11 protein-coding genes are annotated in these 16,805 nt (G+C 57.9%); 2 read left to right on the top strand and 9 right to left on the bottom strand.

The window, feature by feature from the left end; all coding sequences use genetic code 11:
- The first annotated feature begins 26 nt into the window (after positions 1–26).
- Entirely contained in the window at positions 27–1,121 is a 1,095-nt protein-coding gene (locus ACFFT4_RS23630) for a glycosyltransferase family 4 protein (RefSeq protein WP_378051360.1), read from the top strand.
- Entirely contained in the window at positions 1,115–2,500 is a 1,386-nt protein-coding gene (locus ACFFT4_RS23625; RefSeq protein WP_378051359.1) for a glycosyltransferase family 2 protein, read from the top strand. The genes ACFFT4_RS23630 and ACFFT4_RS23625 overlap by 7 nt, the downstream gene beginning before the upstream one ends.
- A gap of 231 nt (positions 2,501–2,731) precedes the next feature.
- Here ACFFT4_RS23625 and ACFFT4_RS23620 read toward each other — a convergent pair whose 3' ends face one another.
- The 9 genes from ACFFT4_RS23620 to ACFFT4_RS23580 all read right to left on the bottom strand — a co-directional run bounded on the left by ACFFT4_RS23620 (position 2,732) and on the right by ACFFT4_RS23580 (position 16,343).
- Positions 2,732–3,460, bottom strand: a complete 729-nt coding sequence (locus tag ACFFT4_RS23620) for a glycosyltransferase family 2 protein (protein WP_378051358.1) — start codon at positions 3,458–3,460, stop codon at positions 2,732–2,734.
- The gene (locus ACFFT4_RS23615) at positions 3,457–4,413 is read right to left on the bottom strand and encodes an NAD-dependent epimerase/dehydratase family protein (protein WP_378051357.1); all 957 of its coding nucleotides are present in this window, start codon (positions 4,411–4,413) and stop codon (positions 3,457–3,459) included. The genes ACFFT4_RS23620 and ACFFT4_RS23615 overlap by 4 nt, the downstream gene beginning before the upstream one ends.
- Complete coding sequence (locus tag ACFFT4_RS23610) at positions 4,395–5,255, bottom strand: dTDP-4-dehydrorhamnose reductase family protein (RefSeq protein WP_378051356.1); 861 nt, start codon at positions 5,253–5,255, stop codon at positions 4,395–4,397. The genes ACFFT4_RS23615 and ACFFT4_RS23610 overlap by 19 nt, the downstream gene beginning before the upstream one ends.
- The gene (locus ACFFT4_RS23605) at positions 5,252–6,235 is read right to left on the bottom strand and encodes a polysaccharide biosynthesis protein (protein ID WP_378051354.1); all 984 of its coding nucleotides are present in this window, start codon (positions 6,233–6,235) and stop codon (positions 5,252–5,254) included. The genes ACFFT4_RS23610 and ACFFT4_RS23605 overlap by 4 nt, the downstream gene beginning before the upstream one ends.
- Positions 6,228–7,319, bottom strand: a complete 1,092-nt coding sequence (gene wecB, locus ACFFT4_RS23600; RefSeq protein WP_378051353.1) for a non-hydrolyzing UDP-N-acetylglucosamine 2-epimerase — start codon at positions 7,317–7,319, stop codon at positions 6,228–6,230. Before wecB ends, ACFFT4_RS23605 begins: the two co-directional genes overlap by 8 nt.
- Before the next feature lie 4 nt (positions 7,320–7,323).
- Positions 7,324–8,844 carry a glycosyltransferase family 4 protein gene (locus tag ACFFT4_RS23595; RefSeq protein ID WP_378051352.1) on the bottom strand — a complete coding sequence of 507 codons (1,521 nt, stop codon included), beginning with the start codon at positions 8,842–8,844 and terminating at the stop codon, positions 7,324–7,326.
- Positions 8,845–9,027: 183 nt separating this feature from the next.
- Positions 9,028–10,143, bottom strand: a complete 1,116-nt coding sequence (locus tag ACFFT4_RS23590) for a CgeB family protein (protein WP_378051629.1) — start codon at positions 10,141–10,143, stop codon at positions 9,028–9,030.
- Positions 10,144–10,202: 59 nt separating this feature from the next.
- Positions 10,203–11,285: a CgeB family protein gene (locus tag ACFFT4_RS23585; RefSeq protein ID WP_378051351.1), complete on the bottom strand. Its 1,083-nt coding sequence runs from the start codon at positions 11,283–11,285 to the stop codon at positions 10,203–10,205.
- Positions 11,286–11,453: 168 nt separating this feature from the next.
- Positions 11,454–16,343, bottom strand: a complete 4,890-nt coding sequence (locus ACFFT4_RS23580; RefSeq protein ID WP_378051350.1) for a hypothetical protein — start codon at positions 16,341–16,343, stop codon at positions 11,454–11,456.
- Between the last annotated feature and the right edge of the window lie 462 nt (positions 16,344–16,805).

Here is a 16,805-nt window from a genome sequence, read left to right as displayed (position 1 = left end):
TTCAACCTGCGGGGAGGGAAGCGGCTTTGAAGGTTCTGTTCGTATTTATCGTGCCCAGCGGCGGGGTAAACACCTTGAATCGGTTAAGGTATCGAGCCCTGCTTCCTGCGGGGATTTACAGCCATTTCCTATACTTCCGGGAAGGCAGCGGCTCCTCCGACTTCGCTCCCGGAACGCCCGTATTCTACGCTTCGGAGCCGCCCGCCATCCAACATATTCTGGAGTTCTACTCGTTCGATTTCATCGTCGTCACTTCTTTTTTCCTGCAGTTGGCGCTTTTCCGCCAGATCGGCTTCCGGAAGCCGGTTATTTATGAAATCCAGGGCTTCGGAACGCCAGAGCACGCCAGGCGCAACTTGACGGAAGCGCGTCCTTACGTGAACGAATACGCCGACGCCGTTTTATATCCGGGCACTCCGGCGATCGGTTCGCTGCTGGGGGAGCTTTATCCCCGCATCCCCCGATTTTCGTTCGCGAATCCGTTCGATCCCCGTCTCTACGACAGAAGCCTTTTCGCTTATCCTCCGGCCGCTCCTCTGAATTATCCGCCGCTAGCGTGGATCGGCAGGCTGGAGGACAACAAAAACTGGCGCGACTTCCTGCTCGTCGGAGCCGAAACGATCAAGCGAATGCCGGGCGTTCGGCTGTGGATGTTCAGCGATCCGGATTTGGCCGAACCCGGCGAAGCCGATCAATTGGCGCAGTGGACGCTCAGGCTCGGACTCGGCCGCCATATCCTCCATCACTCTAAAGTCCCGAACGCGCAAATGCCCTATTACTACGATCTGATCGCCTCTTCGGGAGGCGTCGTCTGCATGACCTCCAAATCCGAGGGCGCTCCCTACGTGGCGCTGGAGGCTCTAAGCTCCGGCTGTCCGGTCGTCACCTCCAATTCCGACGGCGTAAGCTCGGCGATTCTGGATGGAGCGACGGGTTTGTATTACTCCCACGGGGATATCAACGGAGCGGCCGATCGTGTCATTCGGCTGATGACGGACCGCAAGCTGAGAAAATCTCTCGCCGAAGCGGGAAAAAAACATGTTCGGAGTGAATTTTCGATGGAAAAATACGCGGCACAATTTTCAGGCATGCTCTCGGCCGTCGGTGCGAGACCATGCTGACGAGCATCGTGATTCTGACGTTAAACAATCTCGACCAGACGATGCGCTGTCTGCACAGCATTCGGGTCTTTACGAACAGCCCTTACGAGCTGATCTTCGTCGACAACGGCTCGACCGACGGGACGACGGCCTGGCTGGCGCAGCAGCCCGACGTCAAGCTGATCGCCAACGGCGCGAACCGGGGGTTCGCCGCCGCCTGCAACCAGGGGGCGGCGGCGTCCGGAGGGGATCATATTTTACTGCTGAACAACGATACGATCGTCTCCCACAACTGGCTGACCGTTCTGCTGCAATGCCTGCACGCCGACGAGCGGGTCGGCATCGTCGGGCCGAAGTCGAATTTCGTCCTCCCCCTGCAGAAAATTCCGGCGGACGTCGGCAGCGAAGGACAGTACCATCTGTTCGCGCAAAGCTATAACCGGCATAATCCGGCCCTGTGGCAGGATCTGGCCGCGCTCAGCGGCTTCTGCATGCTGCTGAGGCGGAGCACCTGGGAGCGTCTCGGGGGCTTCGACGAGGCGTTCGGCGTCGGAGGCTACGAGGATATCGATCTCGGCTACCGGACGCTGAAGGCGGGATTGTTCCTGCGCCTTGCCGGTGATGCGTTCGTCTACCACGAAGGCAACCGCAGCTTCAATTCCAATGCCATCGATATGTACGGCGTGGCCGCGATCAACCGCCGCCTGTTCATTCGCAAGTGGGGCTTTAATCCGGAAAGGCTGATCCTCGTCCACGATCCCGCGTTCCTGCCCGACCGTTACGCTTCGCCCCATCCCCATCACGCCCCGCAAGCGCCGGAGGTGCCGAGCGGCTGGTACGGCATGGGCGAGGACGGCTGCGTCTATCGCATCGAACGCGGGCATAAGCGGCCGATCCACGCTTACGACACGTTCTGCCGGTTCAATCTCAGCTACGACCGTGTCGGGCGATGCGGCTCCGAGCTGCTGGCCGGCTTGCCGACCGGTCATCCGCTCGACGCCGGCAGCTTCCCTCACGGCTATCCCGACGTGTTTGTCGCGCGGGACCCGGGAGGCGGACTGTACAGCGTCTGCCACGGAATCCGCTACCCGATCGAGAGCGAAGCCGCGATGGTCGCGATCGGCCTGCGGCCGGAGGACGCCATCCCGCTCGGCTACGAACTGATCTGGAGCTTTGGGGACGGCTGGCCGCTGCGGGGGAACGTCTGGGAAAACTTTGAATTGCACGACTACGTCCTCTACCGCGGACCGAACGGCGGCCTGTACTACAGCGAAGGCCAGCGATTGCGCCCACTCGTTTGGGAGGAGACGCTGGCCCGTTTCGGCTGGAACAAGGACCGGGCCGTATTCATTGCTCCCGAACTGTTCCACCGCGCGCCGGTCGGATTTCCGCTTCATTAAGTTCGCAAGAGGGGCTGTCCCATAAGTAAAAAGAGTCGTACAAAACGATAATCGATAGAGAATGTTGTCGTGCATGTATCTTCTTACGATGCTATACGATCCTGAAATCTGAAAAGGTAAACCCGTTAAGCGGTGATTACAGGACCGTATGAGGCAGTCTCCAGAAGATACATGCACTTTTTTCTTAATCGATCATCTTGTACGACCTTACTTGCGGGACAGCCCCTTCGCTTACGTTCCCCTTTCCAGCGTCGCGAGCATGCTCTGAAGCCTGGGTACATACAGCCTCCGCAAGCTCTCCAGCTCCCGCTCGATCGCCGGACCGTGCTTGACGGTGCCCATCGCGGCATGTACGCGATAATCCGTCAGCGGCTCGGGCAGATAGCCGATCGGATAGCCGGAGAGAACGATTCTGAACCACAGCTCATAGTCGTGCGTATAGGGAAGGCGCTCGTTAAAGCCTCCCATCCGGTCAAACAGCGTCCGGGTCATCATCACCGTGCAGCCGTTCACCGTATTGCTGAGCAGCAGCGACCGGTAAAACTGCAGCATCGACCCGGCCGGAAGCACGACGGGGTTCTTCTCGGCGATTCCCTCCCCGTTCATGCGCCGGAACGCCGTATGGCTGATCGAGCAGCCGCTTTGCAGCATAAAGCGAACCTGCTTCTCCACCTTCTCCGGATGAAAACGATCATCCGAGCTTAGCCATGCCGCGTATTGTCCCGCGGCCAGGCGGAAGCCCGCATTCAGCGCGCCGGCCGTTCCCCGGTTCGGCTGATGAACGACTCGCGCGCGTCCGGTCCTCTCGAGCCGGTACAGCTCCTCCGTCTCCCGCTTGGAGCCGTCGTTCACGACAATAACTTCAAGCGGACGATAGGTTTGCGAAAGCGCGCTCTCTATCGCCTCTTGAAGATACGGATCGTTATAAAAAGGAATGACAATCGTAACGAGCGGATTCACGGACTGGCGAATGGGGTCCCTCCCCTTTCCCGGCGTCTCTGCTCCCGTTCTCCCTCCAGCGCGTCAAGGATCGATTGACGGAACGTCCGCCGCGGACGCCAGCCCAGCGCGCGGATCGGCGAACAGTCCCTCGGCTGCGGAGACGGCGCCGCGGCCTTGTCTCCGATCTCCCACGCCAGCTCCGTCCCCGCCAACTCGTCGAACGCGCTCTTGACCTCGGCCAGCGTCAGGAAGCGGCCCGACTCGATCGCATAGCTCCTGCCCGGCTCGCCTTCGTTCAGCACCCGTTCGTATGCCTCCACCGCATCCCGAACGTCCATAAAATCCCGCGCTTCGCGAAGCGACGACAGCCGGAACGGCTCCGCCGCGCCGCCGGCTTCCTCCGCGGAGACCGCCCAGCGGACGATCTTCCCGCACAGTCCGCCGCTGCTGCCCGGACCGATCAGATTGGAGGGCTCGGCGATCATGACCGGCAGCCCGTACCAGCGATGCCACGCCTTGGCGGCGGCCGTCTGAAGCGTCTTGCTGAAGCCGTAAGGATGCGCGGCTTCCGACAGTGCCGCTTCGTCCGTCCGCAGCATCGATCCGGCGACCAGCACCCGGCAGCCTCCGAGCGCCAGCGCTCCGTCCAGCACGTACGCGGTCGACATCAGATTGGCGGCCAGCGTCGCGGACGGCGATTTCCAGGAGAAGTCGACCGCGTTGCGTCCCGCCAGATGCAGCACCGCATCCGGCTTCAACCGCCGCATCATCGCGGCGACCGCATCCCCGTCCGTCAGCTCGCAGCACTCCGTGCGCGCCGGCTCAAGGCCGGCCGCCTTCGCGCTGCGGGGAGATACCGCGGCGGCGACCTCCCACCCGGAGGCGGCGAACCTGCGACAGGCATGGCGGCCCGTAAACCCCGCCGCTCCGGTAATAAGTATTCTGCCGGTCGTCATGGCGAAGACATCCAACTGTGAAGCTCCTCCAGCATCTCCGCGTAACGGGGCGGACGATAGTCGAAATCGCTCCTCGTCGCCGCAAGCGTCCGGTCAATCACCGGTTCGTCCGCGGGGACGACCGTCACGTTCCTCTTGTCGAACCGCTCCTGCATCAGAAGCAGCAGCTCGTGCTTGGATACCGTTTCGGGAGCCGTCAGATGCACCAGACCGCCGACTTCGGGCCTTCGGATCAGCCACGCGATCGCCTTGGCCAGCTCCAGCGTCGTCACCCCGTTCCACAGCACGCTGCGGTAGCCTCTCACTTCTCCTTCGCACGACAAAAACCATTTCATCAGACCGATGCCCGAAGGCTTGTCGTCCGGACCGATAATGGACGTGCGAATCGTGACGTGGCTTCGATCCCGCACCTCTCCCAGCGCCTTGCTTCTCGCGTAGACGGTTGTCCCGTCCGGTTCGTCCGTCTCCGCGTACCGCCCGCGCTCCCCGGAGAACACGCAATCCGAGCTGATATGCACCAGTCTGGCTCCGTACCGATCGCCCAGATGGCGCAGCCAGTGCGGCAGCAATCCGTTCACTCTGTAGGCGTCCAACGGACGGTCCTCCGCATGATGGTTCAAAATTCCGACGGCGTTCACGATGATATCCGGTCCGCATGCGCGGACCAAATCTTCCACCGCTTCGAAGGAGCGGACATCGAGCTCCCGAACCTGAAGGCCGTCCAGCGCCTTCAAGGTTCGATTCGAGACAGACCGGCTTCTGACCGCGACGACCACATCGGCGTCCGTCCCGGTCTTCAAATAGGAAGCGACCATATGACCCGCCATTCCGTACCCGCCCAGAAGCAGGATTTTCACGAGAGAAAACCTCCCCGCTGCAGCATCTCGCGAATTTGCTGCTTATCCATAAGCGATTGACTCGAAGAGAAGCTGTCGAAATCGACCGGATCGCAGGCCTCGTAATGCGCCCGGAGCCCGGGAATGTCCAGCGTCGGCAAAATAACGAGATACTGATCGTCGTAGACGACCGTATTCAAGCTTTCGTATTCCGTCAGCAAAATCTCGTGGATTTTCTCGCCGGGACGAATGCCGGATTCCACCATTTCCACCTTCCGCCCGAGCGCGTCCATCAGCACCTCCGCCAAATCGATAATCCGGCAGGTCGGCATCGTCATCACGAAAATTTCCCCGCCGATGCTCTTCGCCGTCGCCTTGAACAGCAGCCGGATCGCGTCTTCCAGCGTCATGAAAAACCGCGTCATTTTACGATCCGTCAGACGGAGCTGGCCCTTGTGCTTGATCTGGTCCATAAACAGGTGGACGACGCTGCCGTTCGTGCCGAGCACGTTGCCGCCGCGGACGCAGACGAATTTCGTGTCGCTGCGCAGCAGGTTGGCGTAGACGATCAGCTTCTCTCCGATCGCTTTCGTCATGCCGTAGAAGTTCGACGGATTGGCCGCCTTGTCGGTGGAAATGTTGATCACCCGTTCCACCTTGTTCTCGATGGCCGCCTCGATAACGTTCTGCGTGCCGAGTACGTTAGTCTTCAACGCCTCGTAAGGCTGGTCCTCGCATACCGGCACATGCTTGAGCGCGGCCAGATGAAACAACAGATCCACGCCCTTGCAGGCGTTGGAGAGCGCCTCCCGATCGCGCACGTCCCCGATCCGGAACGTCAGCCGCGGATCCTCGAACGCCCGGCTCATCGCCACCTGGCTCGATTCGCTGCGCGAGTACACGATCACTTCCGCCGGCTCCATCGGCAGCAGCTGCCTTATCAATTCGTACCCCCAGGAACCGGTTCCTCCGGTGACCAGGATACGCCGATCTTTAAACATCCCTTTTCCCTCCAAGCACAAATTTTGCCACTTTGTCCGAGACGTTCGTATCCAGGTAACCTTCGGGGCACTGCCAGGCATCGCGCAGATGGAGCATGACCCGGGCCGCCGAGCGGATGGCGTCGGGATGCAGCCCCGCCACGACGTTGCTTCCGCAGTCTACCGTCTCCGGTCTCTCCGTCGTCCGGCGGACGGTCACGGTCGGCACTCCGAAAATGCAGCATTCCTCCTGAACGGTTCCGCTGTCCGTAAGGACGAGAAGCGCGTTTTTCTCCAAATGAACGAAATCGAAAAAGCCGAAAGGCTCGTGAAAAACGACAAGCGGATGAACGGAAGCGAGCAGCTCCTCGGACAGTCTGGATCTCGTCCGGGGATGGAGGCTGCAGACGAGCGGAAGCCCATGCTCCTCGGCCGTACGGCTCAAGCCTTGCATAATTCCGCGCAGCGTCTCCGGGGAATCGACGTTTTCCGCCCGGTGGATCGTCGCCAGCAAATATTGTCCGGCCGTCAGTCCGAGCTCTCCGAGAACGGAGCTGGCGTCGATCTGCTCCCCGTAATGGCGCAGCACCTCGTAAATCGGATTTCCCGAGCGAAAAATACGGTCGACGGGAAATCCCTCCCGCAGCAGATTGTGCTTGCTGTTTTCGGTATAGGGCAGGTTGTAGGTGGACACCGCGTCGATAACCCGGCGGTTTTTCTCCTCCGGCACGTTCAGGTCGAAGCACCGGTTGCCCGCTTCCATATGAACGACCGGAATGCCCATCCTCTCCGCGACGAGCGCGCACAAGGCGCTGTTCGTATCGCCGAGCACGAGCACCCGGTCGGGCCGCTCCTTGCCAAGCAGCCGCTCCACGGCGCCGAACGTCGACGCAAGCTGGCCGCCGACCGTCTCTTTACGGTCGTCTAGCAGCAGGTCGGGCGCGCGCAGACCCATCTGCTCGAAAAAAACTCCGCTTAAGCTGGACGTAAAATTTTGCCCCGTATGCACGAGCACATGGCGTTCCGCCAACCGGTCCAGCTTGCCAAGCAGCAGGCTGAGGCGAATGATTTCCGGACGGGTTCCCAATATCGTCACGATGCGCATCGGTTCACCTTCTTCTGCGGCGGGCTCTGCCGCCCGTCCGCTTCTTTCTGGCCAGGCGGACCTTCCTCCGTCTGGCCGAACTGCGTTTTCTCCGGCGGCCGCCCCGCTTTCTGCCTCTGCGTCGTGTTCCGGCCCTGCCCGGAGCTTGCCGCCGCTGTTCGAATATCGTGGGGCCGGTCGGTAGCCTCTGCAGGTCCTCGTCCGGAACCTCCGTCACGTCTTCGAACCGGAATCCCATTTGCAGGAAAGCTCCCTCGGAGGCGAACGGCCGCTTCACGCCGTTCTCGACGAGAAACACGGTCGGCGCGCTGCCCCGCCAGAGCGGACCTCGCACGAGCACCGGCGTCTGCGGCAGCTGGGCGATCAAATCCGCCAGCCGCTGGCGGAAAGCGCCCACCCCGAACACCTGCTGCGAGACCTGCATATTGCGTTCCCCAACGGCGCGAAGCAGCGCCCCGTTGCCGAGCAGCGCGTTCACGCGCGCGGTTAATTGACCGACATCCCCCGGCGGCACAAGGTACTCCTGGTTGCCCGTCGCGTTCATGATCTCCGTTAATCCGCCGGAGGACGACGCGACGACGCCCCGGCCGAACATCAGCCCTTCCAGGGCGGTCATTCCGAAGCCCTCGGCGATCAGACTCGGCACGACAACGACGTCCATAACGGGAAAAGCGTGCTGAATCTGATCCGCGAACGGCAGGAACAGAAACCGGTCCGCATAGCCGGAATCCCAGGCGCGCTTCTGGCAATGGCGATAATACGCGTCATCGGCGGATTTGCCCAAAATCAGAAACCGCGCCCAGCCGTCCGACGCCGCGATCGGCAGCATCGCGTTCACGAACTGCTCCAGCCCTTTGTTGGCATAGATCGTTGCCGCCATAAAGCCCGCCACGCGATGATGCTCGCCCCAACCGTATTGCTGGCGCAGCCTTCTGCGGTGGTAGTCCCAGCTTCCGGGCAGCAGTTCCTCCCGGATCAGGTAAGGCGGCAGCATAAACGTGTGCGCATGGGGAGCAAGCTCCCGAATCGGCTGCAGCGTCGAATGGGAAATGCCTACGACAATGTCGCTGTTGGACGTAATGAGCTCGACCGCCAAAGGCTTGGAAGGCCGGTCCATGACCGTCTCCATAAGCACCCATAACGTAGGAATCCCCATCGCTTTGGCCGCCAAAGCGGGCAGCGGATGGACGCTTGTGTTGACCAGTACGCAATCCGGCCTTTCCTCCGCCAGCAGGGAGTGAATCCTTCCCCACGACGGATGCTTTTGCATTTCCGCGATTTCCTGCATTATCGTCGGAGCCGAAGTATATAAGGAAATACAGAGCGGGATATCCTGAACGACAATTTTGACGCCCAGCTCTCCGGCCCGCTCCGCGATCGCGCCGAGCTGCGGAACGACCATCACGCATTGAAAACGACGGACCATCTCGCGGGTGAACAGCCATAGCAGCTTCTCCGCTCCCGTGACGAAAGCCTGGCTGCAAATATGCGAGAAGATCATCAGCTTCGGCTTCGCGCCGTTCACGATTCTGCATACCTGTTCATGCTCACGGGTATGTCCGTCACCTCCTTCAACCTTCCGGGATGCATAGGCGGGCAGTTCGCCGTAAGGCGAACGACCGGCCTCGGTGCTGAAAACCGGACTTTGGGAACTTTCATTTGCCGAGTTGTACAATGTATGGGGCGGGCAGCATTCCCGGCGCGGCGATTAACCATTCATCGTCAAATCTATCAGTTGATTCAGCCTGGACACGTACGTATGGTCTCTAAGCGTCCGGTAGAGTCCTCTCAGCGCGATATCCTTCCGTTCTTCCTCGTGCTCCAGATAGTACTCGGCCTTGGCCGCCAAATCTTCCGCGGAATCATAGGTGACGATCTCCCGGCCGGGCTCGTAATGCTGGACGATGTCGTCGCGGCAATCGGTCAGCTGCAGCGTGGCGGACGCCGAAATCTCGAACGTGCGCGGGTTCGGCGATACGGCCGTGATCATCGCGCTGTTCTGGTTAAACGTGTCGTCGTCGTGGGCTCTGTGCGAATTGATGACGATTTTGTGGGCGTTGTACCTTTCCGAGGTCGGCAGCGGCTCCATCCATTTACCCAGATCGATGAAATGCTTCCACCGTCCGTAATCGGCGAGCCGATCCCACCACATTCCGGAAACGTACAAGCGCCTATGCGCGATTAACGGCATAAGCTGGTTAAACAGGGAAACCCGGTTCCAGTAGGCCGTGCCAATAAAACAAATTTCTCCCCGGATCGAACGGTCCGTATTGCGCGGACGATACGCCTCCTGGTAGACGCCCAAAGGCAGATAGGAGACGCGCGCGCAGCCTCTCTCCGCATAGAACGGAACGCAGTTGCGCTCCAGCGTAAACACGTGATAATAGTTGTGGGCGATGCCGCTCGTAATGTCCGTATAATACGGGTCGTCCGTAAACCAGATGGCCGTGCGGATGCCCAGATCGTTTACCGCATGAACCTTCTCCAGCGCCAGATGCATGCCGTCGAGCGCAAGCAGCAGATCGGGCCGTTCTCTGGCGGCGATAGCGGCGATGTCGTCGTGGGGAACGGCGACGGTTACCCGCCCGACGATCTCCTGCAGCGTCGCGATAATGCCCTCGTCCAGAGGGGAATACGGGAAGCCTTTGCCCGAAGTGATGTACAGCACATGGATGGGGCGTTTCGCCGGAACGGGCGTCGCCGAACGCACGATATATTCGCACAGCCCCTGCCAATGTCCGTCGGCATTTCCCAACGCGAAGCCTGCGGCTCTGCCCCTGCGGTAAGCCGCGTCGCGGAGCCGGATCGCGGGAAGTTCCTTCATCTTAGCCAAGCCTCATCCCTCCTGGTCATCGTTTTCGCCGGCGAGCGATCGAGCTTGATTTATGCCAGCCCAACCGTGCCGATCAGCCTGCGAATTCGCTCGCGGAACGTATGGTCCTTTTTCACCCGCTTATACCCTCTGGCAGCCACCCACTGCCGCTCTTCTTCATGGGTCAAATAGTAATCCAGCTGTTCAACGAGATGATTGGCGTCGCGGAACGCCCCGATTTCCGACCCGATGGCAAAATGCTCCGGCAGCTCCTGGCGCACGTCCGTCAACTGCATCACGCCGCAGGAGGCCATCTCGAACGTACGGGGATTAATCGATTCCGCCGGCCAGTTGATTCCGTTCAGATTGTCTTTGCCCGCCTCCGTCGTACGATGAAGATTGATGACGATTTTGGCGCCGTTGTAATATTTGACCGTTTCCGGCACCTCGATCCAGCCGTCCCGCACAAACTTCGACAGCCGCGGGTAGCTGCTCATGCGCTCCCACAGCTTTCCTCCGATCAGCACTCTTTTGTTCTGCAAATAGGAGGCAATCGCGTCGAACAGCTCGACGCGGTTCCAGAAAGCCATTCCGATAAAGCAAATGTCCGTCCGGTATTCCGACGGCACCGCCATCGGCTTAAACCATTCGGAATACGCGGCCAACGGCAGATGATGCACCTGCTGACAGCCCCGCGCGCGGTACAGCTCCAGGCACGATCTTTCGTGCGTAAACACGTAATCGTAGTGCGGAGCGATCTTTACCGTCTCGTCGGTCACGTACGGATCGTCGACAAACCAGATAACCGTTCGAATGTCCATGCCGCGAATCGCGTCGATCTGTTCCAGATGATCGGGCGGAAACACATGCAGCCCGTTCATGACGAGCACCGCGTCCGGGCGATAACGCTCGGCCTGCAGGCGCATCTCCGCCGCGGAGACGACCGTCACCTCGGCAACCTCGCTCTGCAGCGCGGCAACGACGCCTTGATCGATCGCCTCGAAGCCTTGCGGAACATAGAGGATGCGCGCGCGGCTTGGCGGGAACTCTTCGTGCCGTATCGCTTCATCGATGCCGCTGCACGCGCCCAGCCTCCAACCGTCCAGCTTGCCGTTTGCATGGCCGTCCCTGCGGCCGCGGTTATAATTTCTCATTCGAGATGAACTCCGCATCCTCATCACCCGCAATCAATATATGCGTCCAGGTTGGGTTGATCTTGGATACTTACCCGTCCATGGGACAAAATTAGGCGGGCAAAAAAAGCCCGTTCTCTCGCCGGCAGCGAGAAAACGGGCTTATGCCGTCTTGCGGATTGCGTAAATCTACTGGATGCGGTGCACCTTGACATACTGATCGACGATGCCGCGAATTTCGATCGGAACGGCGGACGTCTTGACGACGCCGTTACTGTATACGACCGTAAATACGAACGAGTAGGTCCCGTCCGGGATGTCTTCGAACCGGATGGACGTATCCGCTTTGCGGAGCAGCCCTGTCCAGGAGGCGGAGCCGGGCGGAGATTCCGTCAGACTCTTGACCAGATCGGGCGTCGCCTGGGCCGTCACGGACGCCGCCTTCGTGGCGGAGCTTCCGGTATCCGTCACGACGGCGGAGAGGACAAACGCCTCCCCGGCCCAGAACACATTGCTCTCTCTGAACTTCGTCGGATATTTCGCGTTCCAGGTCAAGCGATTTCTCTCCCATTCGGGCGTATGCGCGACCTGTCCTGAGATCGACAGCGGCAGCACCGGAATCTGCTTCGTAATGGCATCTTCCGCGCCATGGTTATCGGTGACGCTTAAGGTGACCGTGAATACGCCGGTCCGATTCTCCGTCAGATTGCCGGGAATCGTCATCTCCCTCGCGAATCCGGTCAAGGCGAAGCCGTCGGGGGCGGTGATTTTCCATACGTAGGACAGCGGATCGCCGTCCGGATCGACGGATCGGTCAAATAATTGCAGGATATCCCCTTCGTACGCCGGCTTCGGCAGCCAATCGAAATCCGCGACCGGCTTGCGGTTAATGACGGTTATGCGCTGCACGGCCTGCGCGGATTGTCCCTTGGAGTCGGTGACGACTTGACGGATCTCGATGATCCCCAGAGAACTGAACTTTGTCGTCCACGTTCCCCTGTCAGCGGAGCGAATCGACTCCATGCCGTTCTCCGTCACATTGCGCACATAGTAGGCGTGCTTCAAATTGGCAGCCGGCCCGTCCTCCTTGTCCCATGCCGTGGACTTAATCGTAAACGGCTCGTTCGCATAGCTCGTGGACGGGGTAATCGTAAATCCCGGTATCGGCGGCTCGTCCGGAAGCACCGGCGTTTCGATATCGATTGTCTGCTCCGTCCAGTAGCTCCATGCGCTGTATTCGTCCTTCACCTGCATGCCGACGCGATATCTGCCGGCAGCCTGCGGCGTAACGAGCTTCTGATTCACAATATCGCCGTCCGGCGTCACGTAATAATAACGCCATTCCAGCACGCCTCTTGTCGCCTGATAATCGATTCCCGTATTCTCCGTGCTGAAGTTCGTCGGACCGAGCCAACGATCGGGGTCGTAGCTCTCATCGTGCCATACCACCGTTTTATCCGTCGGATGGACCGACACCGTAAATTTCGCGACCGGTCTGCGGTGCACGGTAATCATCTGCCAAAACTCGTTTGACCACTTCCGATAGCTTCCGAACGTCATATCCGGATAGAGATACTCCGGATGCGGGTCGTCTTGGGCCTTCAGCGCCACGCGGTAGTTTCCCACTTTGTCGAACTCCAGGGCCGGGCTTGTCAGCGTCTGTCCGTCCAGGGCGGACAGCCCTTGGTTGTTCAGAAATTTCGGCGTATGCACAATCGTCCACAGGTTATTCCGTGCCGCTGGGTCATCCTCCGGGTCCGTATACGTGATGTTGCTGTAGCGAACTGTGGCCGTCGCTTTCCCCTCATCCCAAATGGCGTAGCTGGCCATCCATTCGACGTCCGGATTGGTGAGATCCTTCTGTTCAATGCCGGCAAACGATACATAGGACTTGTCCGAGAACGGGCCGAACTTACCGGATTGGTAGGTGTCATCCGTCACTTCGAAATATGGAACGCCGTCCAGGAACACTTCGATTTTATTGTTCTGCGTGAGAATCTTGAAGCTGTAGGTTGTCCGGGCTTGGAACGGGTAAGCGATACTGTCCAGCACCGTTCGCGTACCGTTCACGTATTTGGATAGGAATAGCTTGGTCCCGTCCGTCTCTACCGCATAACGGTACTTCGGATTCGTCATTCGGAACGAGAATCCGGCCAAAGCCGAGTCTTCCTTTGGCGAATCCATCCTCATCGAGAACGTATATTCCGCGTCCTCATACGCATCCGGGGAAACGAATTGCCCCAAGCGGAACCCTTTATACAAAGTAGTGGTCACAGGCGTACCGACATCCAGGAACATATGCGCCGTAGCGGCCGGTCCGCCTCCGGCCATGCTCATTTGATAATCGGTATCGTACATGGACAGATAGATTCCGTCCCCCATGTATTCGCCATAACGCAGGTACCTCGCGCTGTTAACGGTAACGATCGGATTATAGGCTCTCTTGAGATACTCAAAACCCGCCCAGCTGTTCAGCTTCGATCCTCCGCCATCCACGTTTTGGGATAACCAGCCCGTTTTATATTCTCCTGTATACGTGATGTAAAAAGGCGAACTAAAGTTTTGTTGAGAAGACGCGGGCCTCCCCATCGTCCAAGGACTTACCTCTCCGGTTGTCAAATCGACCAGCTGACTGTAATAATAGTTGCCCATCGACCCTTGAACCGCTGCCGCCGTCCTGGTTACGGCTTGTTTCGTGACATTATTGATCGCCAAAACCGCGCTCGTCTCCAAGTTGAGATCATAAGGGCCCGGCCATCCGTTGGCGTAATAAGTTCCCTGAAGCCTCGCTTTGATTCCGAACGTAAAATCCGGCTTTAGCTGAACTAAATAATACCCGGCAGAAGATTCCGGATTAAGCGCGGGATCGATCGTCACTCCTGTCTGCCCCACTTTACTGCATGAATTCATAGCATACGCGTATTTATTGCCCTCCGCATCCTTAAATGAGAACGCACTGTTCGACCAACCGCAAGTGAAATCGGCAGCCGGTTCAGCATAAATCGCTCCGTTCCAGGAACGAACGTTTCGTTCGATGGTTTCGACGGTTGTCGGCAAACTGACGGTTTTATTCATCACATTTTTGCCTTGGCGGTTGTATTGCAGCACTTGACCGATACCGGCGCTTGTCGAAAGGATCAAGTCATCGCCGAGAACATCCGCATAAGTACCGCTTAATGGAATCCGCTCGCCATTGTCATAGGATGAAGCGATGAATTCACCTGTATAGGCATCGTATACATGCACATCCAAGTAATTCGCGCTGGTGTAATTGGTCCTGCTTCCTTCATCCGTTCTGTAGTAATACGCATATAACGTACGTGCATACACGACATAGATTCTGCTTCCGGCGATCTCGTACATGCGCGGCGTTGCACCGTTGGCCACCATGCGCGACGAACCGGAAAAATCGCCGTTACGAGCCTTGGTCGACCAATTGCTATTCTTTTGATCGCTCTCCGTATAGTAAGGCACCATATACTGGTTGGCGGGCAGTTTGTCGATACTCAAAATGAAATCATAGGGATTTTCTCCATCCCAGAAATGCGTCAAGTTCTGCTCCCAGTTATACCCGTTACAATTGCTCATATCGATAGAACCGCCGCAAGTCATCACAAGTTCCTTATGGTAGGCCGGTATTTTACTTTTATTCAGTGCAAAAATATGCCGATTATAATCAAAATAGAGATACGTTTTGTTGGTTCTTACTTTGGAATTAAAGGTTGCCGGCTGAAGTGATGTGTAATCCTCGCCCGTTGTAAAAGTGCTGCTGCCTCTCGTCGGAATTAAAACGGGCTGAGATCTTGAATCTCGGGCTGCTATTGTATGATAGGCGGACAACCCATTGGGCCCCAGGCCATTATCGCTGTGCGACGAGAAGCCTGACTGCGCGTCCCATCCGCCGCCAAATCCCACAGAGGCCGAAGTTCGTACTTGCGTTTCCATGCCTCTGCCCAGTCCCGCCAACAGCGCTTTTCCGTCTTTTTGCCACATAAACGGGCTGTTAACGATTTTGGACGTAGAATTGGTATCGTACAGGTCCCACTTTAAAATCTGCGCGACCGGAATTCCGTCATCCGTCGGCGGCTTCGGAATCTCGTTCTCGCCCTCGACCAGGAAGGAGACGCTCGGCGCAAGATTGACCACATCGATGATCCGTGCGCTTTCCGGCTGCGTGTCGGATGCCCAGGCGCATTTTCCCCAGTCTTCGCACACCCGCGCGTCCAGCAGAAATTTCCCTACCTTTTGCGGTCTTAATACGACCTTCGTCAAATCCCCGCCCGGCATTGCGTTCCACGGTTCGTCAAATACGCCGTCGTTATTCGCGTCGTATTTGTAGCGATACTGGATACTGACGACTTTGTCGCCGTCGGGACTAAACGATTTGTTGTATATATTGAAATCGCTTGGCCTTATTCCGAGCGGCGGCACTTCGAGCACGCCAATCGGAGGATCGTCCGGAAGCACGGTCAGCTGGTGCGAAGCCGCGTACTCCGACTTCAATCCCGCGCTGTCTACGACTTCCAAACGAATAGTTTCTATGCCGGGCGTTGTATAAATGTCCTTTTTGTTTTGCCAAATGTACTCTGAAATCGAGCGTCCTATCGGACTGTAGCTTTTCTCTCCGCTAAAAGGTGACGGCAGCGGCCGCATCTCTTTTACCTTCGTCGGCCCCGTGATCACGGGGATCGGATTTTCGGGAATGACATGAATGGACGTGGTTCTTCTGGACTCGGCGCCGAACGAATCCCGGGCGATGACCGTAATCGAATGGGAGCCAAGCTCCGTCGCTTTCAACATGTAAAATGCCTCGTCGTGCTCCCATAATCCATACTGTTCAGGCAGACTGCGAATCCACGAACTGGTACTGCTGCCGAACAAAAAGTTATAAGTAATCGGATCTCCGTCCGGATCATAGGGCTCCGCCGGATTGGTCATATTGTTATAAATAACTCTAAGGTTAACCGGGCGATTGATCACGACTTGGTGATCCGGTATCGTTCCCGTACGGTTCGATTCCTGGAAAAATCCCACCGAGAAGACCGGCGGCCGATTGTCTGCAGGGCTTGTAATCTCCAACGGCTTCTCGTTCACCCAACCGGAGTTGCCGCAATCCGCCGTAACGCGGATAGAAATGAAGTTCGTACCTACACCCAAAATTCCCGGATACGATGAATAAGAAAATGCCGTCGTTTCCGTTTGACTGGTTACTTTCTTGCTAATCCACGTTGCGCCGTCTTTCTGAAAATAATATTCGTGATACAGGTATTTACATGCTGCGGGAATGACGAAATCCTTCGGCTTCAGGGAAAAGTTCTCTCTCCACTTAATGGTTTGAGAGGGTAGAATATCAAAGTTCCCCGTTACCGCATTCTCATAGAAAAACGAGACATAAGCAATTTTCTGTTTATCCGTGAGACTTACCGACGCATTTTTCGCTGAGTTAATCGTATCTGAGTAAGTGGTCCCATACGAAACGCTGCTTCCCACAACCGTACCGTATGATGGTTTGGGACTTACCGTTCGATTGGCCGGCAACGG

The sequence above is a fragment of the Cohnella cellulosilytica genome (genome assembly GCF_042431195.1).
Taxonomy (GTDB): Bacteria; Bacillota; Bacilli; order Paenibacillales; family Paenibacillaceae; genus Cohnella; species Cohnella cellulosilytica.
This window is presented reverse-complemented; position numbering and strand designations above follow the sequence as displayed.